Origin of the sequence: Actinomyces oris (genome assembly GCF_001937445.1) — a bacterium.
Taxonomy (GTDB): domain Bacteria; phylum Actinomycetota; class Actinomycetes; order Actinomycetales; family Actinomycetaceae; genus Actinomyces; species Actinomyces acetigenes.
In genome coordinates this window covers 1-17,248 of record NZ_MSKS01000002.1, presented here as the reverse complement: position 1 = coordinate 17,248, position 17,248 = coordinate 1, and the positions used below count along the sequence as shown (strand labels likewise).

Below are 17,248 nucleotides of genomic sequence, written 5' to 3'. Positions count from 1 at the left end.
ATGGCACTGATATTGAGGTCAAAAGACGAACGCCCCGCCTTCGGACTCGCTATTGCTTCCCTTCTGCGAGCGGGAGGAATACCCTGGACGAGTCACCGAAGACGACGACGTCATACCTTTTCTCGACGACGAGAGCGGAATCCCGATGCCCCAGAAAGAAGCCTCTCTGCCCACCTACTCACCGCAGGAGGAGAAGCGGATCATCCGCAACGCCGCCGGCGTCCCCGTCGGCATACATCCTGACAATCGATGGACACCCGCGCGGATCGCCACCTGGGTGGCCATCACCGCCCTGGGCGTCCTGGGGTGGTGGATGCTGGCGATTGTGCGCGGCGAGCACGTCAACACCATCTGGTTCGTGGTCACCGCCGTGTGCACCTACGCGATCGGATACCGCTTCTACGCCCTCTACATCCAGCGGCGCATCATGCGCCCCGACGACACCAACGCCACCCCGGCCGAGCGCATCAACAACGGGCGCGACTTCGACCCCACCCACCGTGTCGTCCTCTACGGCCACCACTTCGCGGCGATCGCCGGCGCCGGCCCGCTGGTCGGCCCGGTCCTGGCCGCCCAGATGGGATACCTGCCCGGCACCCTGTGGATCATCATCGGCGTGCTCGTGGCCGGCGCCGTCCAGGACATGCTCGTCCTGTTCTTCTCCATGCGCCGCGGCGGCCGCTCCCTGGGCCAGATGGCCACTGACGAGATCGGCAAGGTCGGCGGCATCGTGGCCACCGTCGTCGTCTTCGTCATGCTCATGATCGTCCTGGCGGTCCTGGCCATGGTCTGCGTCAACGCCCTGGCCGCCTCCCCCTGGGGCGTCTTCTCGGTGGGCATGACCATCCCGATCGCCATCGCGATGGGCCTGTGGCTGCGCTTCGTCCAGCCCGGCAAGATCACGCAGGTCTCCTTCGTCGGCTTCGGCCTGCTCATCGCCGTCATCATCGGCGGGCGCTGGGTGGCCGAGTCCTCCTTCGGCCGCTACCTGCACCTGTCCCCCAAGACCCTGGTGTGGGCCATGATCATCTACGGCTTCCTGGCCGCGGTCCTGCCGGTGTGGGTCCTGCTCACCCCGCGCGACTACCTGTCGACCTTCATGAAGGTCGGCACGATCACGATCCTGGCCCTGGGCATCATCATCGTGCGCCCCCTGGTGGAGATGTCCGCCGTCACCGAGTTCGCCTTCAACACCGCGGGCCCGGTCTTCGCCGGCACCCTCTTCCCCTTCCTGTTCATCACCATCGCCTGCGGCGCCCTGTCCGGCATGCACGCTATGGTCTCCTCGGGAACCAGCCCCAAGATGGTGGAGAAGGAGACCCAGGTCCGCATGATCGGCTACGGCGGCATGCTCATGGAGTCCTTCGTGGCCATCATGGCGCTGGCGGCCGCGGTCTCCCTGAGCCCGGGCATCTACTTCTCCATGAACACCTCGACGGCGACCATGAACAAGCTCGCCGGCCCCGAGACGGTGGCCGCCGCCCCCTGCAAGACCACCAACGACCCCGAGCACCACTGCGAGAAGCTCGCCGAGGCCGCCGTCGCCAAGCTCGGCGTCACCGACGCCCAGGGCCGCAAGCCCACCCCCGAGTGGGACTCCTGGGACGATCAGGGCAACCCCAAGACCTACACGGGCGCTGAGGCCCTGGAGCGCCTGGCCAGCGACGTCGGCGAGCCCAACGTCGTCTCGCGCACCGGCGGCGCCCCCACCCTGTCGGTGGGTATCGCCCACATCCTCCACCAGATCGGCGGAGGCCGGGCCATGATGGGCTTCTGGTACCACTTCGCCATCATGTTCGAGGCCCTGTTCATCCTCTCGGCCGTCGACGCCGTCACCCGTGTGGCCCGCTTCCAGCTCTCCGACGCGCTGGGCAACGCCTTCCCCAAGTTCAAGGACCCGTCCTGGCACGTAGGCGCCTGGGGGACCACGGCCGTCGTCGTCGCCTCCTGGGGGGCGCTGCTCCTCATGGGGGTCACCGACCCCCGCGGCGGCATCCAGACGCTCTACCCGCTGTTCGGTATCGCCAACCAGCTCATCGCGGCCGTGGCCCTGTTGGTGGTCACCGTCATGGTGGTGCGCAAGGGCTACACGAAGTGGGTGTGGATCCCCGCGATCCCGCTGGTCTTCGACACGGCCGTCACCTTCACGGCCTCGTGGCAGAAGATCTTCTCCACCGACCCGCTCGTGGGCTACTTCCAGCAGCATCGTGAGGCCGTGGCCAAGCTGGGCACGCTCACCGACCCGGCCAAGATCGAGGAGACTCGGGCCATCGTGCGCAACACGATGATCCAGGGGACGCTGTCGGTCGTCTTCCTGGTCATGGTGGCCTTCGTCATGGTCTGCGCCCTCATCCGCATCGTCCAGACGATCCGCAACGGGGACACGACGACGTCGGAGGACCCGTACCAGGAGTCCAACTTCTACGCGCCCGAGACGATGATCGCCTCCTCCCTCATGAAGAAGGTCTCCCGGGAGTACGAGCAGGTGGGCGACCCGGCCCTCATCCCGCACAAGGCCCACGCGGAGAAGTCATGACACCTCCTCCTTCGACGCCGCAGCCGGCGGTTCGGGTGAGCGCCCGACGTCGGATCCGCCAGGTCCTGAGGCGGGCCCGCACCCTGTGGCGGGACATGACCGGGGAGTCCGCCTACGACCGCTACCTGGAGCGCTACGCCCGCGAGCACGCGCAGTGCCCCCACGGGCACGAGGGCGTCCACGACCCGGGGCACGGCTCTGGGCACGGCCCCATGAGCGAGCGCGAGTTCTGGCGTGCCCGGGCCAAGCAGGCCGAGACGGAGATCAACGCCAGCTGCTGCTGAGCCGGGACACGCTCCTGCGCTCTGTTGTGCTCTGATCGTTACCGCCCGCCTTCCGGGATTCCCCGACGGCGGGCGGTAACGTCGTGAGCGTGCCTGCCCAGCAGCCCGCGCCCGACGCACTGACGTCCGCCGACTCCCCCGACACCCCCCGGGGGACGACACCGGCGTCGGCCGGCCGCGCCACGGTCCCGAACCCGCCCACGCCCCTCCCCCCGAGCACCTCCCCTTACGAACGGATCGCCCGCGTCGCGGCGGTCATCCTCCTGGCCATCGTCTGCGTGGCGGTCGTGTGGCCCTCCGGGCGCGAGATCGCCGAGCTCAAGGACACCATAGGACCGGCCTTCCTCAGCTCCGAGGGCAAGGACGTCGTCCTCAACCTGGTGATGCTGGCTCCGGCCACCTTCTGCGCGGTCGCGGGCTGGCGGGACATCCCCTGGTGGATGTGGGCGCTGGTGGGCTGCGTGGTCGGGCTGAGCGCCGAGGTGCTTCAGAGCCTCCTGCCGATGCTGGAGCGGCGCCCCTCGCTGGCCAATGTCGGCCAGAACGCCGTCGGCGCCTGGGCCGGGGCCCTGGCCGCCTGGTACCTGCTGCGCCACCTGCACCCCCGGCCCGCCTCCGCCTGACTCCCCTGTCATCACTGGAACGACGCCGTACCGCCACGCGCGGACTGCGTTGACTCAAGGGCGGGGACCCCGAGACGGCGAAAGGCCCGGACCATGTGGCCCGGGCCTTTCCATTCTGTGCGCGGGGGGGGACTCGAACCCCCATGATCGTAAGATCACACGGACCTGAACCGTGCGCGTCTACCAATTCCGCCACTCGCGCGAGAAGCGAGCATGAGACTAGCCTGCCATCCCGGCCCGCGTCCAATCCTCACCGTCATATCCGGCCGTGAGACCGCTCACGACACAATTACCTCACACAGAGGGGGCCGTCTTCCCTGCGATGGCTTCGCTACCGTTACGATGGGAACGGTATCGACCTGCACGCAGGTCCGTGCAGGCCCATAGCGAGGCGGGACAGTCCCGTCTCCCGGCTCCATCCCGGGGGCCGCCACACCAAATTTGGGGGAGGTACTGTCCATGGGATTCCTGGACAAGTTCGAGAAGGGCGTCGAGAACGTCACGAACCGCGCCATGTCCCGTTTCTCGGACGACATCGAGCCCATCGAGATCGCTTCGAAGCTCCGCGAGACCATGGACAAGCGCGCCGCGTCCTTCGCCCGCGACCGCTCCGTGGTTCCCAACATCTTCCGCATCCACCTCACCCCGCCGAGCATCGAGCGCATCACCGCCTGGGGCCAGGACGAAATGGTGCGTCAGATGGAGGAGGTCGCCACCTCACACGCCGCGGACCAGGGCTACTCCTTCGTCGGCCCGGTCGAGGTCTCCTTCCTCGTCAACAACAACCCCAACGCCCCGGCGATCGAGATCGAGTCCTCCACGCGGCGCGGCGCCGCCGCCCCGGCCGCCGCCGCCACCGCCACCCCGGCGCACCCGATCGTCGACATCAACGGCCAGCGCTACCTGCTCACCGGGCCGGTCACCGTCATCGGGCGCGGCTCGGAGGCGGACATCATCGTCGACGACTCCGGCGTCTCCCGCCGTCACCTGGAGATCCGCCTGACGCACGGCAACGCCATCGCCAGCGACCTGGGCTCCACCAACGGAACCTTCGTCGAGGGCCAGCGGGTTGACGCCGTCACGCTCGTGGACGGCAACACTCTCACCATCGGCCGCACCCAGATCCTGTTCTGGGATGGCACCCAGAACAGCGGAGTCAACGGTTGAGCGCACTCGCCTTCACGATCCTGCGGCTGGGCTACCTGGTCCTGCTGTGGTTCTTCCTGTACCTCATCGTGCGCGTCATGCGCCGCGATATGGCCGACTCCCCCGTCGCCGGCCCGTCACGTCGACGCTCCATGGGCGGCTCCGAGCAGCCGTCGGGCCCTCCCCCCAGGGGACGACGCCGCAGCGCCACCCGCCTGGTCATCACCGAGGGCCCCCTGGCCGGATCGACCGTGCCCCTGAGCCCCTCATCGATCATCATCGGCCGCTCGCCCTCCTGCACCCTGGTCCTCGACGACTCCTACGCCTCATCGCGCCACGCCCGCGTCTTCCCCAAGGACGGCACCTGGTGGCTGGAGGACCTCGGATCCACCAACGGAACCATGATGGACGGCCGCCCCGTGCACGGCGCCGTGGAGCTCCCCATGAACATTCCTGTCAGAATCGGCCAAACGACGCTGGAGCTGCGCTCATGACCATCTCCCTGCGCTTCGCCGCGCGCTCCGACGTCGGCCTGGTCCGCCAGTCCAACCAGGACTCGGGCTACGCCGGCCCCCACCTGTGCCTCCTGTGCGACGGGATGGGCGGACCGGCGGGCGGAGACATCGCCTCGGCGGTCGCCGTCGAGCACCTCATGCCCCTGGACGCCGACTCCCACCAGGCCGGCGAGCTGCTGGGCCTCATGCGCGACGCCGTCCAGGCCGCCCACACCGAGCTCGTCACCCTGTCCTCGCAGGACCCCGACCTCGCCGGCCTGGGCACCACCTGCATCGGCGTCATGCGCAGCGGCAACAAGCTCGCCATGGTCCACGTGGGCGACTCGCGCGCCTACATGCTGCGCGACGGCACCCTCACCCAGGTCACCACCGACCACACCTTCGTGGAGTACCTCGTGGAGACCGGGCGCCTCACCCGGGACCAGGCCCGCCAGCACCCCCAGCGCTCGGTCCTCCTGCGCGTCCTGGGGGACACCGAGGGCGAGGTCCAGCTCGACGAGTCGATCCGCGAGGCCGTTCCCGGCGACCGCTGGCTGCTGTGCTCCGATGGTCTGAGCGGCCCGGTGACCGCTGAGACCATCGGCGAGGTCCTGGCCGGCGTCGCCGACCCCGGTCAGGCCGCCGACCAGCTCATCGACCTGGCTCTGCGCGCCGGCGGACCGGACAACGTCACCGCCGTCGTCTTCGACGTCGTCAAGGACGACCCCGAGCCCCAGACCGTCCCGCAGGTGGTGGGCAGCGCCGCCACCGAGCGCCTGGCCCAGGAGCGTGCCGCCGCCGCCCACCGCGCGGGCGACGGACAGGCCGAGGACAAGGAGTCCGAGGCCGCCAGCCCCGCCGCCAAGGCCGCGGCCCTCATGGCCACCCTGGAGGACAAGCCCGAGGCCGCCTCCACCAAGGAGTCCTCCGAGGTCAACGAGGCCATCGCCGCCGAGGCCGCCACCCAGGAGAAGGCCCGACGCCGCCACCGCCGTCGGGTCCTCGTGGGCAGCCTCGTCCTGCTGGCCACGCTCGTCGGTGCCGGCGCCCTGTTCTACCGCTGGACCCAGACCCGCTACTACGTCTCCACCTACAAGGGCGAGGTCGCCATCTACCAGGGGATCCCCCAGTCCGTCGGCCCGCTCAAGCTGAGCCACTCGGTCAAGACCTACGCGGACCTGCCCGTGGAGGCCCTCGATCACAACATCCGCGAGCGCCTGCAGGCCACCGTCACCCAGCCGTCGATGAGTGACGCGGAGACCTACGTGGACAAGACGGTCCGCTCCTACCGCAAGCAGGCCCCCGCCCCGCAGGGCACCTCGAGTCCCACGGCCAAGCCCTCATCCTTGCCCTCCTCCACCCCGTCGCCTGCCCCTGCCACACCGACCCAGCCCGCCAAACCCGGGCAGGAGGGGTGAGATGACTGCTGCTCCCAGCCCCCTGGGCGCCCCCGCGGGCGTCGCGACCATCCAACCCGCCGGCGTCGCGAAGTACCCGGGACGGTGGGCGGAGGCCGCGCTGCTCGGCGTCGCCCTGGTCCTGGGGCTGGGCGGCTTCGTACTCACCGCCCTCAACCGCACCGGCTCCTCCCCGGCGCAGACCGTGGGCGTGGCCATCGCCTTCCTCGTCCTGACCGTCCTCATGCACCTGTGTGTGCGCTACGCCGCCCCGTGGGCCGATCCGGTCCTCCTGCCGACGGCGGTGGCGCTCAACGGGATCGGCCTGGCCATGATCCGGCGCCTGGACCTGGCCTATGAGGCCAACGAGCAGTGGCAGTTCTATGTGGGCTCCAAGCAGCTGGTCTGGACACTGCTGGGCGTCATCCTCTTCGCCGTCACGCTCCTCCTGCTGCGCGACTACCGGCGTCTGAGGCGCTGGGATCGTTGGGCCATGTGGTCCGGTCTGGTCTTCCTCGTCCTGCCCTTCATCCCCGGTATCGGCCAGAGCATCAACGGCGCCCGCATCTGGATCCGGATCGGTCCGATGAGCTTCCAGCCGGCCGAGCTGTCCAAGGTGCTGCTGGCGGTCTTCTTCGCCTCCTACCTGGTGGCCAACCGGGACAACCTGGCCCTGGCGGGCCGCAAGGTCCTGTGGATGAGCCTGCCGCGCGCCCGGCACCTGGGCCCCCTGTTCATCGTGTGGGTCGTGAGCATCTGCGTCCTGGTCCTTCAGAAGGACCTGGGCTCCTCGGTGCTGCTGTTCGGCCTATTCGTCGTCGTCCTGTACGTGGCCACCGACCGGCCCTCCTGGCTGCTCATCGGCGGCGCGCTGTTCCTTCCGGCGGCCTGGTTCGCGGCGACGCACCTCCACCACGTCCAGCAGCGCATCAGCGGCTGGCTCCACGCCACCGACGACGCCGTGTACAACGCCGCCGGCGGTTCCTGGCAGCTGCTGACGGGCATGTTCGGAATGTCCTCGGGCGGGCTCATGGGCGCCGGCTGGGGCAAGGGCTCGCCGACCCTGGTCACCTTCGCCAACTCCGACTTCATCTTCGCCTCACTGGGTGAGGAGCTGGGTCTGACCGGCACACTCGTCATCCTCGTGCTCTACCTCGTGCTCATCCAGCGGGGCCTGCGCACCGCCGTGTTGCTGCGCGACGGCTTCGGCAAGCTCCTGGCCGTGGGCCTGTCCTTCGCCGTCGCCCTGCAGATCTTCGTGGTCATCGGCGGTGTCACCCGGCTCATCCCGCTGACGGGACTGACCCTGCCCTTCCTGGCCTACGGCGGTTCCTCACTCATCGCCAACTGGGTCATCCTGGCTCTCCTGCTGCGCCTGTCCGACGCCGCCCGGCGGCCGGCCACCCATGCGCCGCGGATCATTGACACGGCCGAGCTGCCACTCTCCCTGCGCCGCCGGGTCCAGGACGCCGGAGCCGAGGAGTCGACGCCGGAGGCCGGCAGCGATGCACCCGCCGAAGGCGCACCGGCCGACGCCGGGGGCTACGCGTCCCCGCAGGCCGCACCCGGCTTCGGCGACCTGGCGGATGACGCCCGCCCCACTGTCGCCGTCAGTCCGGAGGCGCCGCCTCCGCCGCACACCGCACCGGACGGGGCGACCCTGCGCTCATCGCGGGCCCCGGGCTTCACTGAGGACTCTGACAGGAGGCAGCTGCCATGAACCGACAGATCCGCCAGGTCGCCTTCCTGGTGCTGGTCATGTTCACCACGCTGGCCCTGTCCGTCACGAGCGTCCAGGGCCTGGCCCGTCCCTCCGTGTGGGAGTCGTGGTCGGCCAACGGGGCCCTCAACTCCGACCCGCGCAACCGCCGCACCGTCAGCCGCAACTTCGACACCGAGCGGGGCCCGATCCTCGTGGCCGGCGGCACCACGATCGCCAGCACCCAGAAGTCCGACGACGGCCAGGGCGCCGAGGACTACCAGCGCGTCTACGCCAACGGGCCGCTCTACGCCCCGGTGACCGGGTACTTCTCGCCCGCCTTCGCCTCCATGACCGGCATGGAGAAAGAGGGCAACTCCGTGCTCAACGGGGACGACCCCTCCCTGTTCTCCTCGCGGATCAAGACCCTCATCACCGGTGACTCCCAGCGGGGAGGGGCCGTTGAGCTGACTATCAAGCCCGAGATCCAGCAGGCCGCCTACGACGCCCTGGCCGGGCGCGAGGGCGCCGTCGTCGCCCTGGACCCCAAGACCGGGGCCATCCTCGCCCTGGTCTCCACCCCCTCCTACGACCCCTCGGCCTTCGCGACCCGCAACGGGAACGCCGCCAATGAGGCCAACACGACCCTCAGCCAGGACTCCTCCCGCCCCCTGGACAACCGGGCCATCGCCGGCAACCGCTACCCGCCGGGGTCGACCTTCAAGATCATCACGACGGCGGCGGCGCTGCGCACCGGCAAGATCACCCCGGATCAGGAGGTCGACGCCCCCGACTCCATCACCCTGCCGGGCACCAGCCACTCCCTGGAGAACTACGGCGGGGAGTCTTGCGGCGGTGGTCGGACCAGCTTCTCCCACGCCTTCGCCGAGTCCTGCAACACCCCCTTCGCCCAGCTGGCCATGAACGTCGGTGACGAGGAGCTCTCCAAGGAGGCGAAGAACTGGGGCTTCGACTCCGAGCTGTCCATCCCGCTGAAGGTCACGCCGTCGACCTACCCGGACAACGACTCGCAGGCGCAGACCGCGATGGCCGGCATCGGTCAGGCCTCGGTGCAGGCGACCCCGCTCATGATGGCAATGGTGGCCGCCACCGTGGCCAACAAGGGCGAGCAGATGACCCCCTACCTGGTCTCGCGCACCCTGGACCCCGACCTCAACGAGGTCAGCTCCACCTCCAAGAAGGTGGCTCGCACCCCGATCGACTCGGCCACCGCCACCTCCCTGTCCTCCCTCATGCAGGAGGCCGTGGCCACCGGCACGGGCACGAGCGCCCAGGTCTCCGGGGTCCAGGTCGCCGGCAAGACCGGTACCGCCGAGACCGGCTCGGACAACGGACCCACCACCTGGTTCGTGGGCTTCGCCGGCACCGACATCAACAAGCCTGAGATTGCCCTGGCCGTCGTGCTCGACGGCAATGCGGAGACCGAGGACGGCGCCACCGGCGGCAAGATCGCCGGACCCGTCGCCGCCAAGGTCATCGATGCGGCGGTGAACCAGTGAAACCTGTTGCCGGGCTCCAGCTCCAGGGCCGCTACGAGCTGGTCGAGCAGATCGCTCTGGGCGGCATGGGCCAGGTGTGGCGAGCCACCGACCTGCGTTCGGGCCGGGCAGTGGCCGCCAAGATCCTGCGCCCCGAGCTGACCGGCGACGAGATCTTCCTGTCCCGCCTGCGTGCGGAGGCCAAGAACTCGAAGGGCCTGCGCCACCCGAACCTCGCCGTCGTCCTGGACTCCGGGGAGAAGGACGGCACCGGCTGGCTCATCATGGAGCTCGTCCAGGGGCGCGCCCTGTCCGACATCATCGCTGAGAAGGGGACCCTGTCACCCGCCGAGATCCTACCGGTCCTGGCGCAGGTCGCCCGCGCCCTCCAGGTCGTCCACGACTCCGGCGTCGTCCACCGGGACGTCAAGCCCTCCAACATCCTCATCAACCGCGAGGGCCTGGCCAAGCTCACCGACTTCGGTATCTCCACCGGCATCAACCAGCGCCCGCTGACGGCCTCCGGCATGGTGATGGGCACCGCCCAGTACCTCGCCCCCGAGCAGGCCATGGGCAATATGGCCACCCCGGCCGGGGACCTCTACGGGCTGGGCATCATCGCCTACGAGGCCCTGGTGGGGCGGCGCCCCTTCAGCGGAGCCACCCAGGTTGATATCGCCTTCGCGCACGTCAACGAGGAGGTGCCCGCCCTCCCCGACACCGTCCCGCCTCAGGTCCAGGCCATCATCCTCAAGCTGCTCGCCAAGAAGCCCTCCGACCGGCCGCGCTCCGCCCGCGAGGTGGCCCGCGCCCTGGACCGGGCGGTGGTGAACCTGCCCACGGATGCGTGGGATCCCCGTGAGGCGCTCAGCTGGGAGTCCACCGGCCGCCGTGGCCCGCAGACCCGCGAGCTGCCCCAGCCCGCCGCCATGCGTCCCGGCCGTCACGCAGCCGAGAATCCGACGCCGTCGCGCACCGCCCGGCACGCCTCAGGACGCTCCTTCCTCGGCCTCAACCTGCTGACGCTGAGGGTCATCATCCCGGTCCTCTCGCTCATCGCCCTGCACAGCACGGGTACGCTTGCCCATGCGCATCAGGTCATGCCAGCCTTGATGCTGAGCATCCCTGTCAAGGAGGTACTGTGACCAGTCAGTTCCCCCAGGTCCTCGCCGGCCGTTACGAGATCCGCGACCTCATCGGACGTGGTGGTATGGCAGAGGTGCACCTCGGCTACGACACTCGCCTGTCGCGGGTCGTGGCCATCAAGCTGCTGCGTTCGGACATCGCCGGCGACCCCACCTTCCAGGCCCGCTTCCGCCGGGAGGCCCAGTCCGCGGCGGCACTCAACCACCCCGCCGTCGTCGCCGTCTACGACTCCGGGGAGGAGGAGCTCCTCCAGCCCGGTGGCGCCAGCCGCACCGTCCCCTACATCGTCATGGAGTACATCGAGGGGCACACGGTGCGTGAGCTCCTCAGCGAGGGCGAGGCCGTCCCGATCGCGGAGGCGGTGGAGATCGTCTCCGGGGTCCTGGACGCCCTGGAGTACTCCCACCGGGTGGGGATCGTCCACCGTGACATCAAGCCCGGAAACATCATGCTGACCTCCACCGGCGCGGTGAAGGTCATGGACTTCGGCATCGCGCGGGCCATTGAGGACTCCGCCTCCACGGTCACCCAGACCCACACGGTGGTGGGCACCGCCCAGTACCTCTCCCCGGAGCAGGCCCGCGGCGAGTCCGTGGACGCCCGCTCGGACCTGTACTCCACCGGGTGTCTTCTCTACGAGCTGCTCACCGGCCAGCCGCCTTTCCAGGGCGACTCCGCCGTGGCCATCGCCTACCAGCACGTGCGGGAGATCCCCAAGCGCCCCTCGTCGCTGGCGGCCGACGTGCCAGAGTCCCTGGACCGGGTGATCCTCAAGTCCCTGGCCAAGAGCCGCGAGGACCGTTATCAGGATGCCGCCCACATGCGCGCCGACCTGCAGGCGGCTGCCCGGGGCCTGTCCGTGGCCGCGCCGGCCGCCGACTCCTGGTCCCCGGCCACCTCGGTCATGGCCTCACCGGCCACCGAGCCGGTTCAGCCCACCTCCACCTTCGCCCAGGTGGCCTCCGAGCCCTCTCCGGCGTCCACGGTCAAGGAGAGCGAGGAGCCCGAGAAGCAGTCCAAGAGCCACGCCTGGATCTGGGTCCTCGTGTTCCTGCTGTTCGTGGCGCTGGCCGTCGTCGCCGGACGGTGGGCCTCGGGGGCCTTCGACAACGTGCCCACTCCGACGCCGAGCCCGACCATCAGCAAGGTGGAGGTCCCCGACACCAAGGGGCAGGACGAGGACTCGGCCAGGAAGACCATTGAGGGCGCCGGCCTGAAGTTCGCCAAGGACGAGGTCGCCAACGAGGAGGTCAGCGCGGGCCTGGCCGTCTCCTCCGACCCGGGCAACGGTACGAAGGTCGAGCCGGGCTCCACCGTCACCGTGCACTTCTCCACCGGATCGGCCATGGTCAAGGTTCCCGACCTGTCCGGCAAGACCCAGGAGGACGCCCGCAAGGCCCTCAAGGATGTCGGGCTCGAGGGTGGAAACACCTCCCAGGAGGACTCCGCCACGGTCGCGAAGGACCGGGTCATTTACACCAACCCGCAGGCGGGGAACTCCGTTGCGCGCGGTACCACGGTGGACCTGGTGCTCTCCACCGGCAATACCTCCGTCCCCGACGTCTCCGGCCAGGACGAGGCCACGGCGAAGAAGACCATCGAGGACGCCGGCCTGCAGTTCAAGAAGGGCAACGACGTCACCTCCAACGACGTCGAGCGCGGCAAGGCCGTCTCCTCCAACCCGGTCGCGGGCACCAGCGTCTCCGCGGGAGACACGATCACTGTGAGCTTCTCCAGCGGCGCTGGGGCAACGCCGACGCCGAACCCGACTGCCACAGGAGATCCCAACGCCACCATCATGCCGGAAGTGAACGGGAAGGACTACGAAACCGTGCAGTCGGACCTCGAGAGTCGAGGTTTCAAAGTCAAGGTTGAGAAGCAGAAGGCCAACGATCCGCAAACCCAACCTGGAATGGTGATCAGTTCCAACCCACAGCAGGGCCAACCGATCGGCCCTAACAAGGAGATCACTCTGTACGTCGCCAAGTAGTTACCGCGACGCCAAACCCCGTGGTCCCCACAACGTAGTGACTGGCGCCTCAGGCTTTCCTAGCTGGGACGCCGGCCGCATCCTTTCGATGGGGCCGTGTGGTGACGATCAACGTCGACCCTAGAGGTGCGGCCAGCTCTGCGCGTCGGGATGCACCCGCTGTCGTCCTGTCACTCCTTGCACGCGGACAACCGACCCCGGGGTCCGTTGCCGGCGCACCCCGTCCTCGGCCTATGACGCCTTGCACGCAGACAGGTGAGCAGCGCGTCGTCGAGAACGCGCCTCAGTCTGTGAGTACGGCCCTTCGGCTACAGCCCGCGCGCTTTCAGGTGCGTCGTCGAGCGTCTGGGCACCCGTATCCAGCAGGCTCTCGCCACCGGCCCTCACCGATCAGGGGTGGACCGTCCCTATCCCAGCAGCCCAGCGCGCTCGGCGAGGACCGCCAGGTGCACCCGGTTACGGGCACCGACCCGCTCCTGCGCGCTGCGCAGGTGGGCCTTGACGGTCGAGACCGAGATGTACAGCCGGTTCGCGATCTCCTCAGTGGTCAGCCCCTCGGCGGCCGCCGCAATGACCTCGAGCTCGCGTCGACTGAGCCCTGCCGCTGCCTGCCGGGCCTGAGCCACCGCGTGCTGACGCTCCTGAGAGCGAACGTCATAAGCCGCAGCCGTCGGTGTCGTCGGCTGGCAACGCACGTATCGCAGCAGCTCCGCAAGCGCCCCCGGCGAGAGCACCGACTCACCCGCCATGACCCGACGCAATCCGGCATGGAGCTCCTCGGAGGCGGAGTACTTGAGCAGGTAGCCCACGGCACCGGCCTCAATGACGCGCACGACGGCGTCGTCGACGTCCCAGGTTGTCAGCGCCACGACGTGGGGGTGGCGCGGTGCCGCACAGATCTGGCGTGTGGCCTCGATCCCGTCCATGACGGGCATACCCAGGTCCATAAGCACGATATCGGCCTCGATACGGCCCACAATGTCGATCGCCTCACGGCCGTCACCGGCCTCGGCGACCACGACATAGTCCTCGCGCGGCCGCAGGAGCGGCTTGATGGCGGCGCGAGTCAGTGGGTCGTCGTCGACGAGGATGACACGGACCGGGCAGGCCGGTGCGGGGGACGCGGACCAGGAGGCCGAGGCGGCCGGGGCGGCGGAGGGATTGGGCACGGAGCCCAGCCTAGGTGCGTGCGCCCACACAATCACCATCCCAACGGCCCAGGCCCCGGATGGTGCAGGCCGGTGAGCTGCGCACCGACCGGTATCTCTGATCTCGGGCTGTTCAGATACTGGTGGGCGGCCGCTCAGCGGTCGGTACGGCGTGACTCCGCCGAGCGCCAGGGCAGGTGCGCGTTCACGACGAATCTGCCTTGGCCGTCGGGGCCGGCGTGGAACGTGCCGCCGCAGATCGCCGCCCGTTGGGCCATGCCGCGCAGGCCCGAGCCGCCCTGGGGGTCACCGACGACGACTCCGGGTCCTGACGCTGCACCTCGGTCAGCGCCCGCGGCCTGCGGCGCCTCACCGGCCTCTGCGTCGTCAGCCTCCGGCTCGGTCCGAGAGATCCGGTTGGAGCAGGTGATGTCGATGCCGGTGTCCGGGCCGCCCTCGACGCGCAGCTGGACACTTGTACCGGGCGAGTGCTTGCGGGCGTTGGTCAGGGACTCCTGGACGATCCGGTAGACGGCCCGCGAGAGCACCTCGTCGGCCTGCGCAGCGCGGTCAAGGTTAGATCGAGGAGCTGAGCGGCTGGCGGGCGGCAAGGACCCCGTCCACCACCTCTCTGAGGTCCTCCAGGCGCGGGGCGGGCTCGACCGCCCCCACTGGCTCACGCAGCACGGCGAGCAGAGAACGCAGGTCCCGCATGGCGCCCTGGGCCTCCTGCCGCACGCGCTGGGCGGCGGCCCGCGGATCATCCTCACCGACAGCGTCGGCTGAGTCCGGGGCGTCCGAGCCCTCTGGGCCATTCGCGTTCTCCGACGTCTCCAGCACGCCTTGTTCCAGGGCGGCGGCGTGGAGGGCGAGCAGCGACAGGCGGTGGCCGAGTCCGTCATGCACCTCGCGAGCCACGCGCTCACGCTCGGCCTGCAGGCTGACGGTGTCCGCCAACCGGGTGGAGGTCCGAGTCTGCTCCTGGGCGGTGCGCTCGGCCTGGGCTGAGGCGTCGGCCGCCTCCTGGGCGCGGCGTCGGGCCTTCTTCTCCCCGTCACGCGCGCGCAGCCACAGTCCGACGCCGACCGGCAGGGACATGGCCACCACCGCGAGAAACAGTACCTGCTGCACCGAGACATGGGTCACGGCATGGGGATCAGGGGAGGAGGAGTTGATGACGCCGATCATCGAGCTCCCGGTGGATCCGTAGCTCGCGTCTCGGAAGAGCGCCGTCAGGGTGCCGACGGCGAGCAGCGCACCCGTGGCCCACGGGACAGGGTCGCGCAGGGACCGGGCCCGGCGCACCACGGTAGTGAAGGCGATGAGTCCCACCGTGGTGTCCAGGGCGGCGATAACACTCGCGAGCGCCGAGACGACCGTGATGGGCACCGGCCAGCGCCGACGCAGGAAGACCGCCACGAGGAGCGCTAGCCCTACCAGAAACCCTGCGACATCAAGGACTGGGTTGCTTGTCTTAAGAGCCTGCTCATGATCAAAGCGTGATCCCAGCGCGATGAGGAGCCCCATGGCGCACAGGGCGAACAGGCCCACGGATCGCAGGATCGTCAGGGTGACGTGCAGGGCGCGGCGTTGCGACGGGGACAGGGACCCTGTGAACGACGGAGCCGGTCTTACAGGCGTGTACGGCGCAGGACTGGCGGGAGCCGCAGTCATCGGGGACCGGAGGCGCGGCCCCGGCGCCGCAGGAGTACCGGGAGCAGCGGGGTATGAGGGATGCGGGGCGAGTCCCGCATACCCCGCGTACCCCTGGTACCCCGGATATCCCGGATAGGCGGGGTAGGGGTAGGCCGGTGGGCTCGGCGGGTATGGCAGGGCCCGCGCCCCGAAGGGAGGCGCAGTGGGCTCAGTCTGACCGCCCCCAGGGCCACCGCTCCAGCCCGACACGGGTGGCGTGCCGGGTGCAGGAGTGGGCGGGTAGGTGGGGACTGACATGTGCTCACTGTAGAACCGGGCACTGACACGCATGATCGCCCGATAGGACACGATTCGGGCGCTAGGGCGCGGGAGGCATCGTCCTTTTGGACAGTCGCGATGAGTGCCCTTTCGGATGGCCGCCTCGAACTCATCGGTCGATGTGCGCGCCGCACGGCCGGGGCCATCGTTGTTCCCGTCAGCTGATCCCGTCAGCTCCGGTGACGACTCACACCGTGATGGGCACTGCCGCATCCCGCTCAGTGCCTCACCTCCCGCATCTCGAAGGACCCATCATGACCAGCCCCGTCAACCCAGTCCCGTCCTCGCCCGCCGGTGTCCCCGCCGCGGGCTTCCCCGCCCCGGCCGCAGGCATGGGCATGCCCGCCCCCGAGCCGAAGCGCTCCTGGTTCGCCCGGCACAAGATCCTCACCGGTATCGGCGCCTTCGTCGCCGTCGGCATGATCGCCTCCGCACTCAACGGTGGTGGGGGCTCGGGCGACTCGAGCACTGCCGCCACCACCCCGCCCTCCGTCCAGTCGATGGCCAGCGCGCCCGCTCAGGAGACCGCCGGCCAGGACTCCGCAGCCGCACCCAGCCCGCAGCAGCAGGAGCCGACAAAGGACGGCGATAAGTCGGACTCCGGGTTGAGCTTCCCCGGAAAGCAGAGCAGCGACGTCGTCGGAAACGCCGGTGACACGATCGACGACGGCGGCATCAAGGTCAGTGCCACGCCCGTGGCCGCGGGCGACGCCACCCTGGGCCCCACCGCCTGCTCGACCATCACGATCACCAACGGCTCCAAGAACACCCTGGACGTCAACGCCCTGGACTTCACCTTGCAGGACCCGGCCGGGGCGATCAGCAACAGCGGCTTCCTGGGGTCGAGCAACCACCTGTCCTCCTCCAAGCTCATCGCGGGTGGCTCGGTCAGCGGCGATGTCTGCTTCGATGCCGACGTGTCGGCCGGAGGACAGTACGTGCTCCTCTACAAGCCCACACTCTCGCTGTTCGGGCACCGCCGGGCCTGGATCAACAACCTCTGACATCCCACGGGGCCCGCAGGTGCATCTGGCACGTGCGGGCCCCACTGGCCGCAGGACGAACAAGGCTCGACACTCATTCTGTTGACACTTATGGTGGTGAACTGTCATCAGATTGTCCGGGGGTGTCAGAAATGGATCCTGCAGCCGCCACTGCCTCATGGATGAGGTGACCGAGGGACTCGGACGCCGACAGACCCCCACGGACGTGTGACAGGACGTCGCCACGCCGCGCCCGGCTCACGTTGCGAATGTGGGAGTGGACGCTGGGCGGAGGGTGGGATCGAGTCCGTGGTGCCTTGGCGGCGAAG

At 69.3% G+C, this 17,248-nt stretch carries 14 protein-coding genes and 1 tRNA gene; 11 read left to right on the top strand and 4 right to left on the bottom strand.

Annotation, left to right across the window (positions count from 1 at the left end; all coding sequences use genetic code 11):
- Positions 1-145 precede the first annotated feature (145 nt).
- The 3 genes from BKH20_RS00705 (at position 146) to BKH20_RS00695 (ending at position 3,443) form a co-directional block, all read left to right on the top strand.
- On the top strand, positions 146-2,536 hold the full coding sequence (locus BKH20_RS00705; protein WP_075389529.1) for a carbon starvation CstA family protein: 2,391 nt from the start codon (positions 146-148) through the stop codon (positions 2,534-2,536).
- Positions 2,533-2,820 (top strand): CstA-like transporter-associated (seleno)protein, encoded by a 288-nt coding sequence (locus BKH20_RS00700; RefSeq protein ID WP_075389528.1) that lies wholly within the window; start codon positions 2,533-2,535, stop codon positions 2,818-2,820. The genes BKH20_RS00705 and BKH20_RS00700 overlap by 4 nt, the downstream gene beginning before the upstream one ends.
- 83 nt (positions 2,821-2,903) lie before the next feature.
- Positions 2,904-3,443 (top strand): VanZ family protein, encoded by a 540-nt coding sequence (locus BKH20_RS00695; RefSeq protein WP_081381546.1) that lies wholly within the window; start codon positions 2,904-2,906, stop codon positions 3,441-3,443.
- 118 nt (positions 3,444-3,561) lie between these two features.
- On the opposite strand, the gene BKH20_RS00690 is transcribed toward BKH20_RS00695, so the two are convergent.
- Positions 3,562-3,645, bottom strand: a tRNA-Leu gene (locus BKH20_RS00690).
- A 257-nt stretch (positions 3,646-3,902) separates the two neighbouring features.
- Between BKH20_RS00690 and BKH20_RS00685 the strand changes: the two genes are divergently transcribed.
- Genes BKH20_RS00685 through pknB form a run of 7 tightly spaced genes read left to right on the top strand, consistent with a single transcriptional unit; the run spans position 3,903 to position 12,814 of the window.
- Positions 3,903-4,610, top strand: coding sequence for an FhaA domain-containing protein (locus BKH20_RS00685; protein ID WP_075372133.1), 708 nt, complete (start codon positions 3,903-3,905; stop codon positions 4,608-4,610).
- The gene (locus tag BKH20_RS00680) at positions 4,607-5,083 is read left to right on the top strand and encodes an FHA domain-containing protein FhaB/FipA (RefSeq protein WP_070658866.1); all 477 of its coding nucleotides are present in this window, start codon (positions 4,607-4,609) and stop codon (positions 5,081-5,083) included. The genes BKH20_RS00685 and BKH20_RS00680 overlap by 4 nt, the downstream gene beginning before the upstream one ends.
- The gene (locus tag BKH20_RS00675) at positions 5,080-6,501 is read left to right on the top strand and encodes a PP2C family protein-serine/threonine phosphatase (protein WP_075389527.1); all 1,422 of its coding nucleotides are present in this window, start codon (positions 5,080-5,082) and stop codon (positions 6,499-6,501) included. Before BKH20_RS00680 ends, BKH20_RS00675 begins: the two co-directional genes overlap by 4 nt.
- Position 6,502: 1 nt before the next feature.
- Positions 6,503-8,200, top strand: coding sequence for an FtsW/RodA/SpoVE family cell cycle protein (locus BKH20_RS00670; protein WP_075389526.1), 1,698 nt, complete (start codon positions 6,503-6,505; stop codon positions 8,198-8,200).
- On the top strand, positions 8,197-9,699 hold the full coding sequence (locus BKH20_RS00665; protein WP_075389525.1) for a peptidoglycan D,D-transpeptidase FtsI family protein: 1,503 nt from the start codon (positions 8,197-8,199) through the stop codon (positions 9,697-9,699). The genes BKH20_RS00670 and BKH20_RS00665 overlap by 4 nt, the downstream gene beginning before the upstream one ends.
- Positions 9,696-10,823 carry a serine/threonine-protein kinase gene (locus tag BKH20_RS00660; protein ID WP_075389524.1) on the top strand — a complete coding sequence of 376 codons (1,128 nt, stop codon included), beginning with the start codon at positions 9,696-9,698 and terminating at the stop codon, positions 10,821-10,823. Before BKH20_RS00665 ends, BKH20_RS00660 begins: the two co-directional genes overlap by 4 nt.
- The gene (gene pknB, locus BKH20_RS00655) at positions 10,820-12,814 is read left to right on the top strand and encodes a Stk1 family PASTA domain-containing Ser/Thr kinase (protein WP_075389523.1); all 1,995 of its coding nucleotides are present in this window, start codon (positions 10,820-10,822) and stop codon (positions 12,812-12,814) included. The genes BKH20_RS00660 and pknB overlap by 4 nt, the downstream gene beginning before the upstream one ends.
- 407 nt (positions 12,815-13,221) lie before the next feature.
- Here the strand turns inward: pknB and BKH20_RS00650 are convergent, their stop codons facing one another.
- From BKH20_RS00650 to BKH20_RS14430, 3 genes are all read right to left on the bottom strand, one after another.
- On the bottom strand, positions 13,222-13,983 hold the full coding sequence (locus BKH20_RS00650; protein ID WP_081381545.1) for a response regulator: 762 nt from the start codon (positions 13,981-13,983) through the stop codon (positions 13,222-13,224).
- A 134-nt stretch (positions 13,984-14,117) separates the two neighbouring features.
- The gene (locus tag BKH20_RS14435) at positions 14,118-14,510 is read right to left on the bottom strand and encodes a sensor histidine kinase (RefSeq protein WP_256692952.1); all 393 of its coding nucleotides are present in this window, start codon (positions 14,508-14,510) and stop codon (positions 14,118-14,120) included.
- A gap of 28 nt (positions 14,511-14,538) precedes the next feature.
- Positions 14,539-15,513, bottom strand: a complete 975-nt coding sequence (locus BKH20_RS14430; RefSeq protein ID WP_256692951.1) for a histidine kinase — start codon at positions 15,511-15,513, stop codon at positions 14,539-14,541.
- 677 nt (positions 15,514-16,190) lie between these two features.
- On the opposite strand from BKH20_RS14430, the gene BKH20_RS00640 reads away from it, so the two are divergent.
- Complete coding sequence (locus BKH20_RS00640) at positions 16,191-16,940, top strand: DUF4352 domain-containing protein (protein WP_075389522.1); 750 nt, start codon at positions 16,191-16,193, stop codon at positions 16,938-16,940.
- Positions 16,941-17,248: the final 308 nt, after the last annotated feature.

Excerpts from the sequence above, each read along its gene's own strand:
- BKH20_RS00705 (WP_075389529.1), top strand. The coding sequence starts at position 146 with ATGCCCCAGAAAGAAGCCTCTCTGCCCACCTACTCACCGCAGGAGGAG.
- BKH20_RS00700 (WP_075389528.1), top strand. The coding sequence starts at position 2,533 with ATGACACCTCCTCCTTCGACGCCGCAGCCGGCGGTTCGGGTGAGCGCC.
- BKH20_RS00685 (WP_075372133.1), top strand. The coding sequence starts at position 3,903 with ATGGGATTCCTGGACAAGTTCGAGAAGGGCGTCGAGAACGTCACGAAC.
- BKH20_RS00675 (WP_075389527.1), top strand. The coding sequence starts at position 5,080 with ATGACCATCTCCCTGCGCTTCGCCGCGCGCTCCGACGTCGGCCTGGTC.
- BKH20_RS00670 (WP_075389526.1), top strand. The coding sequence starts at position 6,503 with ATGACTGCTGCTCCCAGCCCCCTGGGCGCCCCCGCGGGCGTCGCGACC.
- BKH20_RS00665 (WP_075389525.1), top strand. The coding sequence starts at position 8,197 with ATGAACCGACAGATCCGCCAGGTCGCCTTCCTGGTGCTGGTCATGTTC.
- BKH20_RS00640 (WP_075389522.1), top strand. The coding sequence starts at position 16,191 with ATGACCAGCCCCGTCAACCCAGTCCCGTCCTCGCCCGCCGGTGTCCCC.